An 18,319-nucleotide genomic window follows, 5' to 3' on the forward strand; every position below is an offset into this window, starting at 1 on the left:
CGTCCCCTCGTCCGTTCGACGTGGCACAGCTTACGTACCCCCGCCCCGGCGCGCTCACAGGCCGCGCCCTCGCACCCGCATCGATTGTCAGTGCTGAGGGGGACACTTGAGGGCCGGTCAGCAAGGGGAAGTGCCAACAACCGCTCCTACCAGAAGAGTTGGGGACGACGCTCGCCGCCACTCCGCAGGCACCGCGGGGACGTGAGGCAGGTCACGCACCCCTGGGGGAAGACCCCGAGTCAGGCGCGGGCGTCTCCACCCAGGGGAGTACGCCGGGCGGACGGGCGTCATCCTCCCGGAGGCCTGGAAGTCGGTACGCGGGCATGACGTCCGGGGTGCCGCCGCTGCCTAGTGTGGAGGACAAGCGGCGGGTGCAGCACTCGTCCCCCGAGGTCACCGCACCCGCCGCGTCAGACACGACAGGAGAGGAACCATGGCGTACCCGGCACCGCGGTTGACCCCCCGCCCTTCGGGCCGCCGTCACCCCCTGGTGGCGACCGCCATGGTCCTCCCTCTCGCGACCCTGCTCGTGGTCGTCTTCGGCGGCTGGGACGCGGTGGTCACTCAGGCGTCGTCCGTGGGCGTGATGCTGGGGCGCTGAGCGGCGCTCCGGACCCGGGAGAGCGGCCCGGGTCGGGGACATCCGGCCGGAAACCCCGTGGGGACGGGGGTGCGGCGGACGGCAGCGTGTGGCCGGTCAGCTGGGGAGCTGACCGGCCCTCGCGCTTTTCCGGACACGGCCTAGCCTTCTTCCCGTGGAGGAGACCGTTCTCGTACAGCTGCACGCCCTCGCCCGCGCCGCCGCGCACCCCGGGGCGGAGCCCTCGTGCCCGTGCGCGGTCGGGGTGCTCGCGGACCGGGACGACGGCACGGTCGTACGCCATGGACGCCTGGTCCTGAAGTCGCACGCGCCCGGCAGCGACACGGAGGAGCTGCGCTCGCGGGTCGGGGTCGCGTCCCTGCCCGCCCTGGCGGAGGTGCTCCTGCCGCCGCTCCCCGGCCCCCGGGCGGCGCTCGACGGGCGCCTGGTGACCGGCTGGCCGTACGGCGCCCCCGTCGATCCGGAGGAGCCCGCCGCGGCCCCGTGGGAGGAGGCGGGCCGGCTGCTCGCCCTGCTGCACCGGACACCGCCCCCGCCGGCCCTCCCCGCGATGCGCGCGCCCCTGAAGGCCGCCCTGGCCGTGGAGCGGATGCGCCGCTCGGCCCCTGACCGTCCGGCCACCGCCACGGTCCTGCGCGCCTGGCGCACGCTGCCCGACCCGACGGAGGCCGGGAGCACCGCCCCGGCGGCCCTGTGCCACGGCGACTTCCACCTGGGCCAGCTCGTCCGGGCCCCGCACTGGCGCCTGATCGACGTGGACGACCTGGGCGTCGGCGACCCGGCCTGGGACCTGGCCCGGCCCGCGGCCTGGTTCGCCGCGGGGCTGCTGCCGCCGGAGGTCTGGTCGCGCTTCCTCGGCGCGTACGAGTCGGCCGGCGGCCCGGCCACGGGCACCGCGACCGGCGGCCCGGGCGGCGACCCCTGGGCCCGGCTCGACCTCCCGGCCCGGGCCCTCACCGTGCAGACCGCGGCGCTGGCCCTCGCCAAGTCGGCGGTCGAAGGGCGGCCGCTGGACGAGGTGGAGGAGGTGATGATCGACACCTGTGTCCGAATCGCCTCGCTCCGAACCGAGTTGGCTCCGCCCGCGTCCCCGTAGGGTGAGAGCACCATCCGAACGGCAGGGAGTTGAGCCGAGCATGCAGTGTCCCAAGTGCCATGCGCCCATGCACACCTACAACCGCAACGGCGTCCAGATCGAGCAGTGCAGCGGCTGCCGGGGCATATTCCTGGACTACGGCGAGCTGGAGGCCCTGACCCGCCTCGAGTCGCAGTGGCAGGCCCCGCCCGCCCCGCCCGCCTACCCGGCGCAGCCCGCGGCCCCCGCCTGGGGCGCCCCGCAGCACGGCGGTCACCACGGCCACCACGGCGGACACCACCGCGGCTTCGGCCGGATGCTCTTCTCCTCCTGAGCCCAGCCCCCGAGGCCAGGCTCTGAGCCCGAGCTCAGAGCCTCCTCGCCGCGCTGCCTACCGCGCGGGCGAAACGAAGAAGCCCCCGGCCGCGAGATGCGGTCGGGGGCCTCTTCTGTGGTGCGCGATACTGGGATTGAACCAGTGACCTCTTCCGTGTCAGGGAAGCGCTCTCCCGCTGAGCTAATCGCGCGGGACGGTCAGGATCGTACAGGACGAACCCGGGCCGGTGGTACTGCGTGCGCGATACTGGGATTGAACCAGTGACCTCTTCCGTGTCAGGGAAGCGCTCTCCCGCTGAGCTAATCGCGCGGGGGATCCGAAGATCCGGGACCCGAAGATCCAGTGGACGATACTGGGATTGAACCAGTGACCCCTTCCGTGTCAGGGAAGTGCTCTCCCGCTGAGCTAATCGTCCTTGGAGGTGGAGACGGGATTTGAACCCGTGTAGACGGCTTTGCAGGCCGTTGCCTCGCCTCTCGGCCACTCCACCAGGAGTGAATACGGGGGTTCGGGAAGATCCCCCACATCGAGCGGACGACGAGATTCGAACTCGCGACCCTCACCTTGGCAAGGTGATGCTCTACCAACTGAGCCACGTCCGCTTGTCGTTTCCGTTTCGCTTGCGCGTCCCGGCGACGTGTTGAACTCTAGCGGATTCCTGGGCCAGTACAAAAACGCGTTTCCGCAGCGTGCTGACCTGCGCCCCCACCGGCGCGTCCGGGAGCGTTCCCGCGAGGTTCACTCCCCGTGTTCCCGGGGTGGCTCCCCGCCCCGTCCCGAGGTCCCGGCCGCCCGGCCCCCGGCAGCCCGTCCGGCGTCCCGCCTCGACCCCCGCCCCGTACGTCCCGCGCGCCTAGACTCGCACCGTGCACTCCCTCGCTCCCATGGCCCGCTTCGGCGGCCTCCTCGCCACCGACCTGCGGGACGTCACCCGTGACCCCGCGGCACTGGACTCCTCCGGCTTCTGGGCCGTCTGCGCGGACTTCGAGGGCCGTCTCACCTGCGCCCGCTTCGGCGACGTACGGCCGGACCCGGTCCCCGCGCCCGTGCAGGGTGCCTGGCGCGGACCCGCCGCGGACGCCTGGACGTCCTCCCTGGACCGCGCCGCCTACACGGCGGGCGTGCGCCGCGTGCGCGAGCACATCGCGCGCGGGGAGGTGTACCAGGCGAACCTCTGCCGGGTGATGTCCGCGCCGCTGCCCGATCCGGCCCGTGCCGACGTCGACGCGCTCACCGCCCTCCTCGCCCGCGGCAACCCCGCCCCCTACGCGGGGACGATCCGGCTGCCCGCGCACGGCGTGGAGATCGCCACCGCGTCCCCCGAGCTCTTCCTGCGGCGCGAGGGCGCCCTGGTGAGCTCGGGGCCCATCAAGGGCACCGGCCGCACCGCCGACGATCTCCTGCCCAAGGACTACGCGGAGAACGTGATGATCGTCGACCTGGTCCGCAACGACCTCGGACGGGTCTGCGAGACCGGCACGGTCACCGTGCCCGCCCTCTGCGCGGTCGAGGAGCACCCCGGCCTGGTCCACCTGGTCTCCACCGTCGCCGGCCGGCTGCGCGAGGACGCGGGCTGGCCCGAGCTGCTCGCCGCCTCCTTCCCGCCCGGCTCGGTCACGGGTGCGCCCAAGTCCAGCGCGCTGCGGATCATCGAGGCCCTGGAGACCGTCCCGCGCGGCCCCTACTGCGGCGGCATCGGCTGGGTCGACGCGGACGCCGGCACGGCCGAGCTGGCGGTCGGCATACGCACCTTCTGGATCGACCGGGCCGAGGGCGCGCTCCGCTTCGGCACCGGCGCCGGCATCACCTGGGGATCGGACCCCGAGGGCGAGTGGGCGGAGACCGAGCTCAAGGCCTCCCGGCTGGTCGCGATAGCGTCGGGCGCGTACGAGGCGAGCGGAAGGGCCATATCGCGATGAAACTCTGGGTCAACGGCGCACTGCACGACGCCGAGACCGCGCAGGTGTCCGTCCTCGACCACGGTCTGACCGTGGGCGACGGCATCTTCGAGACGGTCAAGGCCGAGCGTGGCGAAACGTTTGCTCTCACGCTCCACCTGGAGCGGCTCACCCGCTCCGCGCGCGGCCTCGGCCTGCCCGACCCGGACCTCGACGAGGTCCGCCGGGCCTGCGCCGCCGTCCTGGAGGCCAACCCGATGGAGCTCGGCCGGCTCCGCATCACGTACACCGGCGGGCTCTCCCCGCTCGGCTCCGAGCGCGGCGACGCGGGCACCAGCCTCGTCGTGGCCCTCGGCGAGACGGGCCGGCGCCCCGACTCCACCGCGGTGATCACCGTCCCGTGGACGCGCAACGAGCGCGGCGCCCTCACCGGCCTGAAGACCACCTCGTACGCCGAGAACGTCGTCGCCCTCGCCAGGGCGCGCGAGCACGGCGCCTCCGAGGCGCTGTTCGGCAACACCGTCGGGCAGCTCTGCGAGGGCACCGGCTCCAACGTCTTCGTGGTGGTCGACGGGCGCATCCACACCCCGCCGGTCTCCTCCGGCTGCCTCGCGGGCATCACCCGCGCGCTCGCCGTGGAGTGGACCGGGGCCGAGGAGACCGACCTGCCGCTGGAGGTCCTGCAGAGCGCCGAGGAGATCTTCCTGACCTCGACCCTGCGCGACGTCCAGGCCGTGCACCGGGTCGACGGGCGCGAGCTCGCCGCCCCGGGGCCGGTCACCGCCAAGGCCATGCGGATCTTCGACGAGCGGGCCGCCCGGGACCGCGACCCGCGGCTCGGGTAGGCCGCGGTCGACGGCCGGCGCAAAACAGGATGACGGGTGGCCGCCCGGCGGGTAGAACACCCGTGATGACCACCACCCTGCGGCCCTCCGAGCCGCTCCAGCACTCCGCCGACGGCGGCCGTTCGCGCAGCTACGACATCTGTGTGAACAGCCGCCGGGTCGGCTCCGTCCACCTCGCCACCGACGCGGCCTTCGGCGGGGCCGTGGGCGTGATCGAGGACCTCCGGGTCGACGAGCGGGACCGCGGCCGGGGGCGGGGGACGGTGGCGGCGCTCGCCGCCGAGGAGGTGCTGCGCTCCTGGGGCTGCGGCGAGGTGCGGATCTCGGTGCCCTCGGAGTCGGCGGCCGCGCTGCGGATGGCGACGGCGCTGGGGTACGCCGAACGCAGTCGCAACATGGTCAAGGAGCTGCCCCCGGCGGCTCCGGAGCTGCCCGAGGGCTTCGCCGCCAGGCCGGTGACCGAGGAGGAGTTCGCCGAGTGGTCGGCGCGGTCCATGGACGCCTTCGCGCAGAGCTGGATCGACCGGGGCATGCCGGCGGAGCTGGCACGGGCCAAGGCCGAGGACAGCCGCCGCAGATTCCTCCCGCAGGGCCTCGCGACCCCGGGCGTCTCGGTGGTCGTCGCCGTGCGGGACGGGGACGTCGTCGGCTATCTGTGGACCGGCGGGATCGAGCTGGAGCCGGGGGAGCGCACGGGCTTCGTCTTCGAGGTCGAGGTCGCCGAGGAGCAGCGCGGCAAGGGGTACGGGCGCGGCCTGATGCTGCTGGCCGAGCGCGTGACGCTGGCGGCCGGGGAGCGCCTGCTCGGACTGCACGTCTTCGCGGGCAACACCCCGGCGATCCGGCTCTACGAGTCGCTGGGCTACCGCACGACCCACTTCAACAGCGCCAAGACGCTGCTGTAGGCCGCGGGCGGCCGGGCCGGGGGCGGGTCAGCCCCGCAGGAGGCGGTCGGCGGCCTCCTCGATGCGCGCGCGCAGGCCGTCCTGGCTCTGGCCGCCGTCGAGCCGCTCGCCGCCGATCACATAGGTCGGGGTGCCGGTGACCTTGATCGCCTTGCCCTCGGCCTCGTCCGCGTCGACCGTCAGCAGGTGCCGGCCGTCGATCAGAGCGGTGTCGAACTCCTCGGCGTCCAGGCCCAGTTCGGTCGCCACCTCGAGGAGCACCGGCTCGCCGCGCTCGCCGAGCTCCTCGGTCCTGGCGAGCAGCGCCTCGGTGTACTCCCAGCCCTTGCCCTGGTCGGTCGCCTCCTCGGCGGCCTGGGCGGCTGCGTACGCGTGCTTGTGCTTGGCCAGCGGGAAGTGGCGCAGGCGTACGTCGAGGCGCTCGCCGTACTTCTCGCGCAGGGCGCGCACGTCGTCGAGGGCCTTGAAGCAGTCGGGGCACTGCAGGTCGAACCAGGCCTCCAGGACGACGGGGGAGGCGGGGGTGGTGGACTCACTCATGGGGAGAGTCTCCCATCCGCCCCTCCCTGGGGGACGACCCGGAGATCTCCCTGATCCCGGGCCTCGGGCATGGCCGCGAGAGGGCGGGGCGGTGCAGGATGGAAGGGACGTATCACCCGGACCTGGAGGATCGCATGCTCGCCGAGACCATCTGCTCCGCGGTGTCCGTGGCGGGCCTGGGCATCGCCGCGGTCACGGCGTACCGGAGGAAGTTCCTGTCCGCGGCCCGGATCGCCGCCTACTCCCTGGTGCCGCTGGGCCTGGTGATGACCGGCGCGGTGGCGTGGCTCGCGAACACCGCGTTCAGTCCGACCGCCTGGGCCGGCTTCGGCGTGCTCGGTGCGGCCTGGCTGCTCTTCTCGTCCACGCGGGCGGTCGAGCGGCGCCGGGCCGGGCGTGGGGCGGCCGTCGCGGGAGCGGGCCGGGAGGCCGTGGCGCCGGCGGCTTCCGCGCCCCCGCTCGGCGGCGGGCAGCGCGCGGCGGCGCCCAAGGCGCAGGCGAAGGCGCCCGACGAGGACTTCAGCGACATCGAGGCGATTCTGAAGAAGCACGGAATATGACCGGGATCCGACGGTGATCTGACCGCTTCTGGCGGTTCTCGCTCCCGGTGACCACGGGATGGGGTGAACGCGCCCTGCCGCGGGGTGTGTTGCGCGATCTTCGGTGTGCGCCGTGCGCCATCATCCCCCCGAGATGCTGGATACCTCGCGGGACCCCGTCCCCACCCCCGTCGCCACACCCGCCACAAGCGCCCCTGAGGAGCCGCGCGGCTGTCTCTTCGCGCTCTCCCAGCCACCGCTGATGATCTTCCTCGCGGTGATCGGCGCCCTGCTGCTCATGGCCGCCGTCCACGATCTCTTCCTGTTGTGAGACCGGCCCCGGGCGGGCTCAGCCCGCGGCTTCCTTGCGCCGGGCCCGGTAGGCCGCGACATGGAGGCGGTTTCCACAGGTCCGGCTGTCGCAGTAGCGGCGGGAGCGGTTGCGGGACAGGTCGACGAAGGCGCGGCCGCAGTCCGGCGCCTCGCAGCGGCGCAGTCGCTCCTGTTCGCCCGCCACGACGATGAAGGCCAGCGCCATTCCGCAGTCGGCGGCCAGGTGGTCGGCGACCGAGGCGCCCGGCGCGAAGTAGTGCACATGCCAGTCGTAGCCGTCGTGGTCGGTGAGCTGCGGCGTCGTGCCCGCGGCGGCGACCAGCTGGTTGATCAGGGTGGCCGCGATCCGGGCGTCCGGGGCGGTGAAGACGGCGATGAACCGGTCGCGCACGTCCCGGACGGCCCGCAGGTCCCCGGCGCCGAGCTCGCCCACGTCGCTGATCTTGTGGTCGCGTACGAAGCTCCGCAGCGCCGGAAGGTCCTCGAGCTCGTCCTCGCGATCGCCCTGGGGGGCGGTGTTCATCAGATCGACGACGGTGTCGAGGGCGATCCGGGTGTCGTGGGGGATCAGCACGCTTCGCTCCCTGGCCGGCTGCGGGCGGGCGCCCGCGAATTGCGCTGACTCTAGCGCGACCCGGAAACGGGCATCGGCGCCCCGCACCGCGCCGGCTGCGCGGTGGAGAGCGCCGATGTCCCGCGTATGTGATCGCCCGCGCGGCGCCGTCTCCCCGAGTCGGACGGCGCCGTGCGGCTCTTGGCCTGGCTCAGCTGTCGGCCAGGATGTGGGAGAGCTCCGTATCGAGGTCGAAGTGCCGGTGCTCGGTGCCCGGTGGCACGGCAGCGTCGGTCCTCTTCAGGAACGACTCCAGGGCCCTCGCCGGGGCCTCGAGCAGGGCTTCGCCCTCGGGGGAACTCAGCGCGATGCAGACGACTCCCTGGCCATGGCTACGAGACGGCCAGACCCGGACGTCGCCCGTGCCGGTGGGCCGGTGCAGCCCCTCGGCGAGAAGGTCGCGGGCGAAGACCCACTCGACCGTCTCCTCGGCTCCGGTGTGGAAGGTGGCGTGCACGGCATACGGATCGGCCGTGTCATACCGCAGGCCCGCGGGTACAGGCAGTGAGGACTCGCTCGACACAACGAGGCGCAGGTGCAGCTCGCAGCTGACCGTGGTGTTCATAAGCGCCAGGGCCTTTCGCTCAGTGTGCGCTCGGGGATTCGCACGTCGGCGAAATCGACATGCCACCTCCGGTGCCGTTGTAAACCCCTCTGTCTGTTTTGTGATCGTTCAGGTAGCTCGTATGGACGCGTGTAACTTTGGGTAATACCGCCATTCCGGCCGGATCGACCCGTCCGGTAAGTTGGGGCCATGAATGCGGAGAGTGACGAGCGCACGGGGGCGTCCGCGGCGAGCGGGGAGAGCGGCCACCAGAAGCCGGAGAACGGCGGCGGGAACGGCGAGGAGGCGGCGCTGGGATCCCGCGCCCCCGAGTTCATCAAGGCCCGCCGGACCCTGCACCTGAGCTGGCAGGTCGGCGTCTTCGTCGTCGGCCTCGCCGTCGTCGGCGCCGGCATCGTGATGCTGCCCCTGCCCGGCCCCGGCTGGCTGGTGATCTTCGCCGGCATGGCGATCTGGGCCACCGAGTTCGTCTGGGCCCAGCTGGTGCTGCGCTGGACCAAGCGCAAGGTCACCGAGGCCGCCCAGCGCGCGCTCGACCCCAAGGTCCGGCGCCGCAACATCATCCTCACGAGCATCGGCCTGGTGATCGTCGCCGCCCTGTGCGCCGTCTACCTCTGGAAGTTCGGCTTCGTCATGCCGTGGAAGATCGACGAGTGACCCGAGGCCGGTGCGAGAGCACCGCTGACATGGGGTAATGTTTGCGGTGCGCCGGGCGATTAGCTCAGTGGGAGAGCACTTCGTTCACACCGAAGGGGTCACTGGTTCGAACCCAGTATCGCCCACCACCCGGCCCGAAGGCCCGGAGACGACACCGTCTCCGGGCCTTCGGCGTACCGGCGCCGCGGCCGCTCAGCGCATCCGCCCCAGCCGCTCCCGCAGCCGCCGGGCGTCGCGCAGCCGCTGCTCGTACGTCGCCCCCACCGCCAGCAGCAGCGCACCGGCCAGCGCCGGCGGCAGCCAGCGCGGCAGCGCGCCCACGACCTGCACGACGTACGGAGCGAGCTCGTGCAGCCCGTCCAGGGCCAGCACCGCGCCGCCGAGGAGGAGCAGCGCCTGGAGCCGGTAGCGGGCACCCAGCAGCGTCACCACGAGCGCCCCGAGCCCGAGCAGCAGCGGACGCAGCCACCCCGGGTCGGTCCAGGCCGCGAGCAGGCTCGGCAGCAGCGTCGCCGCCAGCCCCGGCCCGTACGCCGTCCAGGACGAGGCCTGCGGGTCCCGGCGCCGCCGCAGCACCCCCACCACCAGGGCCGGCACCGTCACCGGCAGCGTGTACGCCTCCGGCGTCGTCACCTCCCAGACCGCGAGCCGCACCCAGGCGGCGAGCAGGAACAGCGCCGCGGCCACCCACGAGGAGACCGGACGCCGCTCCGGCCGCACCGCCGTCGCCGCGGCGAGCACCCCGCCGAGCGCGAGCGCCAGGGCGAGCAGCGCGGGCCGCCCCCCGGTCAGCCCGAGCGCGCACAGCGCCACGGCGGCGCCCGCGCCCTCCACGGCCACCGCCACCGGGTGGCGCCGCAGCCGCGCCCCGAGGGCCACGGTCCCGGCCGGGACCACCAGCAGCACCAGCCCGCTCACCGCCGGCCCCGCATGGGCGGCCGCGGCCGCCGCCCCGACCAGACCGGCCGCCGCGAGCACGGCAGCACAGGCCCCCACGAGCCGCCGCGCACCGCCCGCGAGCACCGCGACCCCGACGAACAGCGCGAGGAGCACCCCGAGCACCACGAACGTCGCCGCCCGCGCGTCCAGCCCCAGTGCCACGGCGTCCACGGCGGACACGAGCCCACCGGCGTACGCGATCCACGCGACGCCCTCCCCGGACGCCTCCGCCTCCGGCAGGCCCCGCGTCAGGAGCCCGGGTCGCACCGCCCCGGCGAGCCCGGCCGCGGCCGTCAGCAGCAGCAGCGCGAGCGTCGGGCCGTAGGAGAGGCCCAGGGAGACCGGCAGCGCGGTGAGCAGTGCCCAGACCAGGGCGAGGGCGCCGCGGCGGGCCCAGCCGCGGGGGAGCGCGGCCAGCGCCCCGGCCGCGAGCAGGACCACCAGCGGGGCCGTCGCGGGATACCCGGTCAGCAGCGGCTCCGCGTGCTCTCCCGACCACGGCGCCGCCTCGCGTGCCGGCGGCCCGAGCAGCCCCGCCGCGACCGGCGGCAGCGCCCACAGGAGCGCCAGGCCGAGCACCCCGCCACCGGCCCAGGCCAGACCGTGGCGCACCGCAGACGCAGGACGCCACGGGGCATCCTGGGCCCCCTCGGCGGCCGCGGCCCGGACCCGCAGGGCCAGGGCCGCCAGGGCCACCGCGCACACCGCGTAGCCCGGCACCGCCCAGGCCTCGGGGAGAACCGAGCGCAGCAGGCCGCCGACGGCCGCGATCAGGGACAGGCCGGCGAGGATCGCCGAGGGCAGCGCGGCCGCCGAGAGGCCGCGGACCGCCACGTACAGCAGCGGCGCCGCGCAGGCCAGCAGCAGCGGGGCGGCGCGGAGCGGGGTCCCGGCCGACAGGGCCAGGCCCGAGAGGAGCGCCCAACCGCCCAGGAGGCCCGCCGCGACGAAGGCCGCGATCCGGGGCGCGGCCGGCTTCGTCCGCAGGGCGACCACCAGGTCGGGCACGGCCGTGGCCAGCGCCGCCCACGCGATGGCCGGCGCCCCGCCCCCGGCGGCCAGCACCGCCAGCGGCAAGGGGAGTTGGGCCACGGCCACCGCCGCCGGGAGCGGGATCCGCAGCCCGGTGAGGGCGCGGCCGTACGCCGTCCAGACGGCGGCCAGAACGGCGGCGGCCGAGGCCGTGTAGGACAGTGCGCCGGTGTCCGGGAGCGCCACCCGGTGCAGGGCGTACGCGTCCAGGACGGTGAGGACCAGGCCCAGCGCGGCCACCGACTCCGCCGTCGAGCGCAGCCCCTTGCGCAACAGCGCCACCGGCCCGAGCAGCGCCGCCGAGGTCACGGCGCCGAGGACGGCCGCCCGGCCGCCGATGCCCATCGAACCCCAGCTCACCAGGGTGAAGGCGACGGCCGCGACGGTCAGCAGAACGCCGCCGAGCGTGAGCAGCACGTTCTGCGCGCTGCGCGGCGCCGCCTCGGGCCGCGGCACCGCGGGCGGCGCGACCGGCTGGTGCAGCACCCGCAGCAGCCAGTCCCGACGGGCCAGCAACTGGGCCCGGTGGGCGTCGAGTCGGGCCAGTTCGCGGTCGACGAGCACCAGCTCTTCCGCGGGAGGCAGGGAGGAATCCATGAGCGGAGTGTCGCGCCGGACACGGCGGGAGGGGATGGGCGCGCGTACTCAGATCCGTGGCTGAGTAGCCCACACTGGGCCCATGGACTGGTGCCGCTACCGCTTCCGCAGCGTCTGGCGCCTCGCCGCCCCGCCCGACGCGGTCTACGCCGTGCTCGAACGCGCCGAGGAGTACCCCCGCTGGTGGCCCCAGGTCCGCGAGGTCGTCCCGCTGGACGAGCACACCGGCACCGCCCGCTTCCGCTCGCTCCTGCCGTACGACCTCGTCGTCACCGCCGAGGCCCGGCGCCGCGATCCCGACGCCCGGATCCTGGAGGTCCGCCTGAGCGGGGACCTGGACGGCTGGGCCCGTTGGACCCTCGCCGAGGAGGGGACCGGCACCCGCGCCCTGTACGAGCAGGAGGTCGAGGTCCGCAGCCCGCTGATGCGCGCGTTCGCCGTCCCCGGGCGGCCCGTGTTCCGGGCCAACCACGCCCTGATGATGCGCGGCGGACGGCGCGGGCTCGCCGCCCTGCTGCGGGCGGTTTGAACGAGACCCCGAAAGCCCTGTATGGTTCAACCCGTTCCCGGGCGATTAGCTCAGCGGGAGAGCACTTCGTTCACACCGAAGGGGTCACTGGTTCGATCCCAGTATCGCCCACCGGGAGAGGCCGGTCCGTCAGCAGACGGACCGGCTTCAGCCGTTTCCGGCCCCGGTGCCGCTACGCCGCCGTCCTCAGCTCCGGGCGCAGCGGCCACGCCGGGTCCACCGCCTCCGGAGTGCCCTGCCGGGCGAACCAGGCCTGCAGCCCACGCGCCTGTGCCGCATGCCACACCGCCTGCAGGGTGTGCAGCTCCGGCGGCGTCAGCCGCTCCAGGCGCGAGGCGAAGCGCCGGCCCACCGCCCGGACGACCTCCAGCGCGGCCGCCGCGTCCGCCGCCGCGTCGTGGGCGCCGTCCAGCACCACCCCGTACTGCTCGCACAGGTCCGTCAGCGTCCGGCGGCCCTTGCGGTACCGGTCCAGGTGCTTGTCCAGGACCCTCGGGTCGAGCACGCACAGCGGGACCCCGTCCATGTAGGTCCCCAGCGACGAGGCGCGGTGCCGCCGCAGCTCCCGGTCCAGGATCGTCAGGTCGAAGGGCGCGTTCATCACCACCAGCGGCCGCCCCGCCGCGCTCTGTTCGGCTATCGCCCGGGCCAGCTCCTCCATCACGGGCGACGGCCAGCGCCCGTTGCGCTGGAGGTGATCGTCCGTCAGGCCGTGTACGGCGGTGGCCTCGGCCGGCACCGGGATGCCGGGATTCACCAGCCAGCGCGTCACCCGCGGGCGCATGCCCGTCGCGTCCTGGACGACGAGGGCGGCGGACACGATGCGGTCCTCCTCGACGTCGACTCCCGTGGTCTCCGTGTCGAATGCGGCCAGGGGCCCCTCGTACCAGTGCGTCGTCATCCCCGAACTCCTCGCACGTGCGCGGCAGATGGCCAACCCCCTGCCCGAAACGGTGATACCCGGGCTGTTTGCAACGTACGCAAACCGGTCACAACAGAGCTGATGGGGAAGGGAATTGACATGGCGCTCGCCCAGCCCGAATCGGGAGGGCTGCCGCCCCAGCGGGCAGCTCCGCCGCGCGGCTCACTCGCCACCACCGCCTGCATGGAGACCCTCCAGGTGGGGTACCTCCACGCGGTCGCGGCGGCGGCGGGCTGCTCGCTGTCGCAGCCGTTCCCGGACAACGGCATCGACTGGCACGTGAGTCACAGCGCACCCGGCCACACGGTCGACGACGAAGTGACCATCAAGGTGCAGCTGAAGTGCACCTACCAACTGCCGCCCCGCACGCCCGGTGCGTCCTCGGCGTTCTCGTTCACCCTGGACAACGAGCACCTGGTGAAGCTGGCGCGGACCCCCGTGGCGGTCCACAAGATCCTGGTCGTGATGCTCGTGCCGCGGGACCGGGAGGACTGGCTGCGGGCCGACCACGACGGGCTCGACCTGCGGCACTGCTGCTACTGGATCAACCTGGCCGGTCACCCGGTCACGGGACGGCGCAGGACCACCGTGCGCATCCCGACGGCACGGATCTTCGACGACCGGGCGCTCTGCGAGATCATGGCCCGGGTCGGCGTGGGAGGGAGACCCTGATGCACCGGCCGATCGACGAACCGGAGAACGGGGCCGGGCACGGCCCCGTTTCCGTACCCCAGACCCCGCAGTCCCCGCAGCATTTCCGGCCCCACCCCCATCCGTACCCCCTCGACGGGGAGGCCCCCGACCCCGGCGGGGTCGACCCGCGGGTGCTCGGGGCGCTGCTCGCCCGGCACGGCTGGCGGCGGCGCGGCGGCGCCGCGGGCCGTTACGGCCGCTGGGCCCCGCCGGGACCCGAGGCCGGCGCCCGCGGCACCAGCCTGCTGGTGCCGGAGAGCCGGGCCTTCCCCGACTGCGAGGACCTGATCGGCGAGGCCCTGGCCGCGCTCGCCCGCAGCGGCACGCCCTCGGCCCGCGAGGTGCTGACCGGGCTCGCCGTGCCCAGCGACGAGATCCGCTGGTGGCGCGACGTGCCGCCGGGCCCGTCCGGGACCGTGCCCTGGCCCGTGCAGGAGAAGCTCGGCTCCGCCGCCCGCGGCATGCTGCTGGCCGGCGCCCTCGCCGTACGCGCCCGCGCCGGGTACCACGGCGCACGCCACCGGGGCCAGGCCCAGTCCCTGCTGGAGCACGTCGTGGTCGCCGCCGCGCCGGGCGGCCAGGGGCTGACCGCCTTTCTGCCCGTCGACCCGGGCCGTGCCGTCTCCGTACGCCTCCACCACGCGCTCTACGCGGCCCGCGAGGCCGTCGACTACCAGCGGGCGACCGGCGGCATGGACGCCTTCGACACCGCCGTCGAGGCCGGAGTGAGCCGTGAGCTCACCGAGGCCCTGGTCGCGCTGGTGCGCGGCACCGAGGGCGCGCGCATCAGCCTGGCCTGGTCCCCGGCCGCCGGGACGCCCGAGGGCTGCGCGTCCCGCCCCGAGCCCGTCGAGTTCTCGCCCGGCGACCTGCCCGCACTGCGGGAGGCGGGCACCCGCTATCTGGCAGGCGAGCCCTCCGTGCCGGTGCGGATCACCGGAGCCGTCGTCCGGATGCGCCGCTCGGGCCCGCGCGGTGAGGGCACCGTGCGGCTGCGGGTGCTGGCCGGTGCCGAGGTCGGCCACATCCGCGTCACCCTCGACGAGGAGGCCTACCGGACCGCCGGCCACGCCCATCTCGTCGGGCTGCCGATCCGGCTCGTCGGCCGGCTGGAGAGCCGCGGCGGCTTCCGGCGGCTCACCGACGCGACCGGAGTCGTCCCGGTGCAGGTGGACGAGGCGGTCCGGGACCGCCTGATGAAGTCCCTCCAGGAGAATCTGGACTTCTTCGAGGAGGCCTGCGGCGGAGACGACTGATGCCCTGGTCACGGGCCCCCGGTAGGATCAAGGCCTGCGCGGCACCTCGTCTCTGCCGCGCACCGCCGGTGCCGGCACCTCGTGTCTGCCTGCGCCCCTATGTATGGAGCATCCGTGTCTGAAGTCCGTGTGACCGTCCAGTCCGCCTCCGGAGCCGAGGAGAGGACGGTGAGCGCGGGCACCACGGCCGGCGCCCTGTTCGCCGACGACCGCACCGTGATCGCCGCCCGTGTCGCGGGCGAGCTGAAGGACCTGTCGTACGAGCTCGCCGAGGGCGACGTCGTCGAGGGTGTCGAGATCTCCTCGCCGGACGGCCTCGACATCCTCCGCCACTCCACCGCGCACGTCATGGCCCAGGCCGTGCAGGAGCTCTTCCCCGAGGCCAAGCTGGGCATCGGCCCGCCGGTCCGCGACGGCTTCTACTACGACTTCGACGTCGAGAAGCCGTTCACGCCCGAGGACCTCAAGGCCATCGAGAAGAAGATGCAGGAGATCCAGAAGCGCGGCCAGCGCTTCTCGCGCCGCGTCGTCTCGGACGAGGAGGCCCGCGAGGAGCTCGCGGCCGAGCCGTACAAGCTGGAGCTCATCGGCATCAAGGGCGCCGCGTCGACCGACGACGGCGCGAACGTCGAGGTGGGCGGCGGCGAGCTGTCGATCTACGACAACCTGGACGCCAAGACCGGCGAGCTGTGCTGGAAGGACCTCTGCCGTGGTCCGCACCTGCCGACCACCCGGAACATCCCGGCGTTCAAGCTGATGCGCAACGCGGCCGCCTACTGGCGCGGCAGCGAGAAGAACCCGATGCTCCAGCGCATCTACGGCACCGCCTGGCCGTCGAAGGACGAGCTGAAGGCCCACCTCGACTTCCTCGCCGAGGCCGAGAAGCGCGACCACCGCAAGCTCGGCAACGAGCTCGACCTGTTCTCCATCCCGGACGAGATCGGCTCCGGCCTCGCCGTCTTCCACCCCAAGGGCGGCATCATCCGCCGGGTCATGGAGGACTACTCGCGCCGCCGGCACGAGGAGGAGGGCTACGAGTTCGTCTACTCGCCGCACGCCACCAAGGGCGCCCTCTTCGAGAAGAGCGGCCACCTCGACTGGTACGCGGAGGGCATGTACCCCCCCATGCAGCTCGACGGTGGTACGGACTACTACCTCAAGCCCATGAACTGCCCGATGCACAACCTGATCTTCGACGCGCGCGGGCGCTCCTACCGTGAGCTGCCGCTGCGCCTGTTCGAGTTCGGCACCGTGTACCGGTACGAGAAGTCCGGCGTCGTGCACGGCCTGACCCGCGCCCGTGGCTTCACCCAGGACGACGCGCACATCTACTGCACCCGTGAGCAGATGGCCGAGGAGCTCGACCGGACCCTCACCTTCGTGCTCAACCTGCTGCGCGACTACGGTCTGACCGACTTCTACCTGGAGCTGTCGACCAAGGACCCGGAGAAGTTCGTCGGCTCGGACGAGGTCTGGGAGGAGGCCACCGCGGTCCTCCAGCAGGTCGCCGAGAAGCAGGGCCTGCCGCTGACCCCCGACCCGGGCGGCGCCGCGTTCTACGGCCCGAAGATCTCCGTGCAGGCGCGCGACGCCATCGGCCGTACCTGGCAGATGTCGACCGTGCAGCTGGACTTCAACCTGCCGGAGCGCTTCAACCTGGAGTACACCGCGCCGGACGGCTCCCGCCAGCGCCCGGTCATGATCCACCGCGCGCTGTTCGGCTCGATCGAGCGCTTCTTCGCGGTGCTCCTGGAGCACTACGCGGGTGCCATGCCGCCGTGGCTGGCCCCGGTCCAGGCGGTCGGCATCCCGATCGGCGACGCGCACATCGAGTACCTGCAGGAGTTCGCGGCCGACGCGAAGAAGAAGGGCCTGCGGGTCGAGGTCGACGCGTCCTCCGACCGCATGCAGAAGAAGATCCGGAACCACCAGAAGCTCAAGGTCCCCTTCATGATCATCGTCGGTGACGACGACATGAACGCCGGCACCGTCTCCTTCCGCTACCGCGACGGCTCGCAGGAGAACGGGATCCCCCGTGACGAGGCGCTGGCCAAGCTCGCCGACGTGGTCGAGCGTCGCGTCCAGGTGTGACGCGCTCCCCGCGTGAGCGGGGCTAGGAGGCCCCCGGGAAATCCCCCGGGGGCCTCCTGCCGTCCTCCCGCTCGTCCTCCCGCGTGAACGCCTGGATCAGCCAGGACGAGAACGAACCCGTCACCGCCCCGAGCAGGGCCACGCCGCAGCCCATGATTCCCACGGCCGTGACGCGGCCCATCGGGGTCACCGGGGTCATGTCGCCGTAGCCGACCGTCGCCAGGGTCGCGCACGCCCACCACACGGAGTCCCCGAAGGTGCGGATCGACGCGCCCGGAGCGCCGTACTCGAAGTGGTAGACCGTCAGCGCCCCCGCGAAGCCCAGCAGCCCCGCCGTCATCCCCGCGTACGTCATGACCCGGGCGTACAGCGTCAGCCGCGGCTTGTCCCGGCGCCGCTGCACCCGGTCGTAGACGCTCACGATCCGCAGCGGGCGCAGCAGCGGCAGGATCAGCACCATCGTGTCGAGGAAGTGGTGCCGGACGAAGCGCAGCAGGCCGAGGCCGCTGAGCCTGACCCGTACGACGTAGTCCACGAGGAAGACCGCCCAGGCGGTGAGGGTGAGGGCGAGGCAGAGGTCCTTCACGGCGTCGGGCAGGTGGTGGCCGAGGACGCGGACCGCGTAGGCGGCGAGATAGACCAGGGCGGTCACCGTCAGCGGGGTCTCCATCCGGCTGTCCCAGCGCTCCTGCGCGGGCGGGATCGTCGGCCTGTCTCTCATCGGTTCAGGATGCCCCTGAACGGATCTTCCGCCCCGGCGACACGATCCGAACGGGCGAAGCAATATGCTGCACAGCATGACGACTGAGCCGGAGCAGCAGATCGGAGTGGGGACGCAGGACGCGTTCCAGCGCCTGTGGACGCCCCACCGGATGGCCTACATCCAGGGCGAGAACAAGCCCACCGGGCCGGGCGCCGAGGACGGCTGTCCCTTCTGCACCATCCCCGCGAAGTCGGACGAGGACGGTCTGGTGATCGCCCGCGGCCAGAGCGTGTACGCGGTCCTCAACCTCTACCCGTACAACGGCGGGCACCTGATGGTCGTCCCGTACCGCCACGTCGCCGACTACACCGACCTGGACACGGCGGAGACCGCCGAGCTCGGGGAGTTCACCAAGCGGGCCATGGTCGCGCTGCGCGCCGCCTCCGGTGCGCACGGCTTCAACATCGGCATGAACCAGGGCACGGTCGCCGGGGCCGGCATCGCCGCCCATCTGCACCAGCACGTCGTGCCCCGCTGGGGCGGCGACACCAACTTCATGCCGGTCGTCGGCCACACCAAGGTGCTGCCGCAGCTGCTCGCCGACACCCGGAAGATGCTGGCCGACGCCTGGCCGGCCGGCATCTGAGCC

General features: G+C 73.3%; 20 protein-coding genes and 7 tRNA genes. 16 read left to right on the forward strand and 11 right to left on the reverse strand.

From position 1 onward, the window contains the following. Positions 1-433 precede the first annotated feature (433 nt). From ACH414_RS25415 to ACH414_RS25425, 3 genes are all read left to right on the forward strand, one after another. Positions 434-601 (forward strand): hypothetical protein, encoded by a 168-nt coding sequence (locus ACH414_RS25415; protein ID WP_382548513.1) that lies wholly within the window; start codon positions 434-436, stop codon positions 599-601. Positions 602-755: 154 nt separating this feature from the next. Then, positions 756-1,697, forward strand: coding sequence for a phosphotransferase family protein (locus ACH414_RS25420; RefSeq protein ID WP_398943460.1), 942 nt, complete (start codon positions 756-758; stop codon positions 1,695-1,697). Positions 1,698-1,737: 40 nt separating this feature from the next. Then, a complete protein-coding gene (locus tag ACH414_RS25425) occupies positions 1,738-2,010 on the forward strand; it encodes a zf-TFIIB domain-containing protein (RefSeq protein ID WP_382548509.1) in 273 nt (90 codons plus the stop codon). 118 nt (positions 2,011-2,128) lie between these two features. On the opposite strand, the gene ACH414_RS25430 is transcribed toward ACH414_RS25425, so the two are convergent. The 5 genes from ACH414_RS25430 to ACH414_RS25450 form a co-directional block, all read right to left on the reverse strand. Next, positions 2,129-2,203 (reverse strand) — tRNA-Val (locus tag ACH414_RS25430). Between the two features lie 47 nt (positions 2,204-2,250). Then, positions 2,251-2,322 (reverse strand) — tRNA-Val (locus ACH414_RS25435). Positions 2,323-2,356: 34 nt separating this feature from the next. Further along, positions 2,357-2,428 (reverse strand) — tRNA-Val (locus ACH414_RS25440). A 1-nt stretch (position 2,429) separates the two neighbouring features. Beyond that, positions 2,430-2,503, reverse strand: a tRNA-Cys gene (locus ACH414_RS25445). Between the two features lie 39 nt (positions 2,504-2,542). Beyond that, positions 2,543-2,615 (reverse strand) — tRNA-Gly (locus ACH414_RS25450). 264 nt (positions 2,616-2,879) lie between these two features. Between ACH414_RS25450 and ACH414_RS25455 the strand changes: the two genes are divergently transcribed. From ACH414_RS25455 to ACH414_RS25465, 3 genes are all read left to right on the forward strand, one after another. Continuing rightward, positions 2,880-3,932 (forward strand): chorismate-binding protein, encoded by a 1,053-nt coding sequence (locus tag ACH414_RS25455; RefSeq protein WP_398943462.1) that lies wholly within the window; start codon positions 2,880-2,882, stop codon positions 3,930-3,932. Further along, a complete protein-coding gene (locus tag ACH414_RS25460) occupies positions 3,929-4,756 on the forward strand; it encodes an aminotransferase class IV (RefSeq protein ID WP_386566347.1) in 828 nt (275 codons plus the stop codon). Before ACH414_RS25455 ends, ACH414_RS25460 begins: the two co-directional genes overlap by 4 nt. A 65-nt stretch (positions 4,757-4,821) precedes the next feature. Then, positions 4,822-5,661 (forward strand): GNAT family N-acetyltransferase, encoded by an 840-nt coding sequence (locus ACH414_RS25465; protein ID WP_382548503.1) that lies wholly within the window; start codon positions 4,822-4,824, stop codon positions 5,659-5,661. Positions 5,662-5,688: 27 nt separating this feature from the next. Here the strand turns inward: ACH414_RS25465 and ACH414_RS25470 are convergent, their stop codons facing one another. Next, positions 5,689-6,201 carry a DsbA family protein gene (locus ACH414_RS25470; RefSeq protein WP_382548501.1) on the reverse strand — a complete coding sequence of 171 codons (513 nt, stop codon included), beginning with the start codon at positions 6,199-6,201 and terminating at the stop codon, positions 5,689-5,691. 134 nt (positions 6,202-6,335) lie between these two features. Here ACH414_RS25470 and ACH414_RS25475 point away from each other — a divergent pair, with 134 nt between their 5' ends. Both ACH414_RS25475 and ACH414_RS25480 read left to right on the forward strand, forming a co-directional pair. Then, a complete protein-coding gene (locus ACH414_RS25475) occupies positions 6,336-6,761 on the forward strand; it encodes a hypothetical protein (protein ID WP_382548499.1) in 426 nt (141 codons plus the stop codon). A gap of 133 nt (positions 6,762-6,894) precedes the next feature. After that, positions 6,895-7,071, forward strand: coding sequence for a hypothetical protein (locus tag ACH414_RS25480; protein ID WP_382548497.1), 177 nt, complete (start codon positions 6,895-6,897; stop codon positions 7,069-7,071). An 18-nt stretch (positions 7,072-7,089) separates the two neighbouring features. Here the strand turns inward: ACH414_RS25480 and ACH414_RS25485 are convergent, their stop codons facing one another. Both ACH414_RS25485 and ACH414_RS25490 read right to left on the reverse strand, forming a co-directional pair. Then, positions 7,090-7,647: a CGNR zinc finger domain-containing protein gene (locus ACH414_RS25485; protein ID WP_382548495.1), complete on the reverse strand. Its 558-nt coding sequence runs from the start codon at positions 7,645-7,647 to the stop codon at positions 7,090-7,092. A 190-nt stretch (positions 7,648-7,837) separates the two neighbouring features. Continuing rightward, positions 7,838-8,251: an SsgA family sporulation/cell division regulator gene (locus ACH414_RS25490; protein ID WP_015032345.1), complete on the reverse strand. Its 414-nt coding sequence runs from the start codon at positions 8,249-8,251 to the stop codon at positions 7,838-7,840. Between the two features lie 189 nt (positions 8,252-8,440). Here ACH414_RS25490 and ACH414_RS25495 point away from each other — a divergent pair, with 189 nt between their 5' ends. Together ACH414_RS25495 and ACH414_RS25500 are read left to right on the forward strand one after the other, a co-directional pair. Beyond that, complete coding sequence (locus ACH414_RS25495) at positions 8,441-8,908, forward strand: TIGR02611 family protein (protein ID WP_398943466.1); 468 nt, start codon at positions 8,441-8,443, stop codon at positions 8,906-8,908. A 53-nt stretch (positions 8,909-8,961) separates the two neighbouring features. Beyond that, positions 8,962-9,036: transfer RNA gene (locus ACH414_RS25500), tRNA-Val, on the forward strand. A 64-nt stretch (positions 9,037-9,100) separates the two neighbouring features. Here the strand turns inward: ACH414_RS25500 and ACH414_RS25505 are convergent. Next, positions 9,101-11,476 (reverse strand): SCO7613 C-terminal domain-containing membrane protein, encoded by a 2,376-nt coding sequence (locus ACH414_RS25505; RefSeq protein WP_382548491.1) that lies wholly within the window; start codon positions 11,474-11,476, stop codon positions 9,101-9,103. A gap of 82 nt (positions 11,477-11,558) precedes the next feature. Here ACH414_RS25505 and ACH414_RS25510 point away from each other — a divergent pair, with 82 nt between their 5' ends. Together ACH414_RS25510 and ACH414_RS25515 are read left to right on the forward strand one after the other, a co-directional pair. Then, entirely contained in the window at positions 11,559-12,005 is a 447-nt protein-coding gene (locus ACH414_RS25510) for an SRPBCC family protein (protein WP_382548489.1), read from the forward strand. Positions 12,006-12,044: 39 nt separating this feature from the next. Further along, a tRNA-Val gene (locus ACH414_RS25515) sits at positions 12,045-12,116 on the forward strand. A gap of 61 nt (positions 12,117-12,177) precedes the next feature. Here the strand turns inward: ACH414_RS25515 and ACH414_RS25520 are convergent. Beyond that, entirely contained in the window at positions 12,178-12,906 is a 729-nt protein-coding gene (locus tag ACH414_RS25520) for a 3'-5' exonuclease (RefSeq protein WP_382548487.1), read from the reverse strand. 120 nt (positions 12,907-13,026) lie between these two features. Between ACH414_RS25520 and ACH414_RS25525 the strand changes: the two genes are divergently transcribed. The 3 genes from ACH414_RS25525 (at position 13,027) to thrS (ending at position 16,967) form a co-directional block, all read left to right on the forward strand. Then, positions 13,027-13,599, forward strand: a complete 573-nt coding sequence (locus tag ACH414_RS25525; RefSeq protein ID WP_382548485.1) for a DUF4365 domain-containing protein — start codon at positions 13,027-13,029, stop codon at positions 13,597-13,599. Beyond that, positions 13,599-14,876, forward strand: a complete 1,278-nt coding sequence (locus ACH414_RS25530; protein WP_398943468.1) for a hypothetical protein — start codon at positions 13,599-13,601, stop codon at positions 14,874-14,876. Before ACH414_RS25525 ends, ACH414_RS25530 begins: the two co-directional genes overlap by 1 nt. A gap of 114 nt (positions 14,877-14,990) precedes the next feature. After that, positions 14,991-16,967: a threonine--tRNA ligase gene (thrS, locus tag ACH414_RS25535; protein ID WP_386566333.1), complete on the forward strand. Its 1,977-nt coding sequence runs from the start codon at positions 14,991-14,993 to the stop codon at positions 16,965-16,967. Positions 16,968-16,989: 22 nt separating this feature from the next. Here the strand turns inward: thrS and ACH414_RS25540 are convergent, their stop codons facing one another. Next, positions 16,990-17,688 (reverse strand): potassium channel family protein, encoded by a 699-nt coding sequence (locus ACH414_RS25540; protein WP_382548479.1) that lies wholly within the window; start codon positions 17,686-17,688, stop codon positions 16,990-16,992. Between the two features lie 64 nt (positions 17,689-17,752). Here ACH414_RS25540 and ACH414_RS25545 point away from each other — a divergent pair, with 64 nt between their 5' ends. Next, positions 17,753-18,316 carry an HIT family protein gene (locus ACH414_RS25545; RefSeq protein WP_382548477.1) on the forward strand — a complete coding sequence of 188 codons (564 nt, stop codon included), beginning with the start codon at positions 17,753-17,755 and terminating at the stop codon, positions 18,314-18,316. The last annotated feature ends 3 nt before the right edge of the window (positions 18,317-18,319 follow it).

The sequence above is a fragment of the Streptomyces sp. NPDC020422 genome, from assembly GCF_044386705.1.
Classification (GTDB): Bacteria; Actinomycetota; Actinomycetes; order Streptomycetales; family Streptomycetaceae; genus Streptomyces.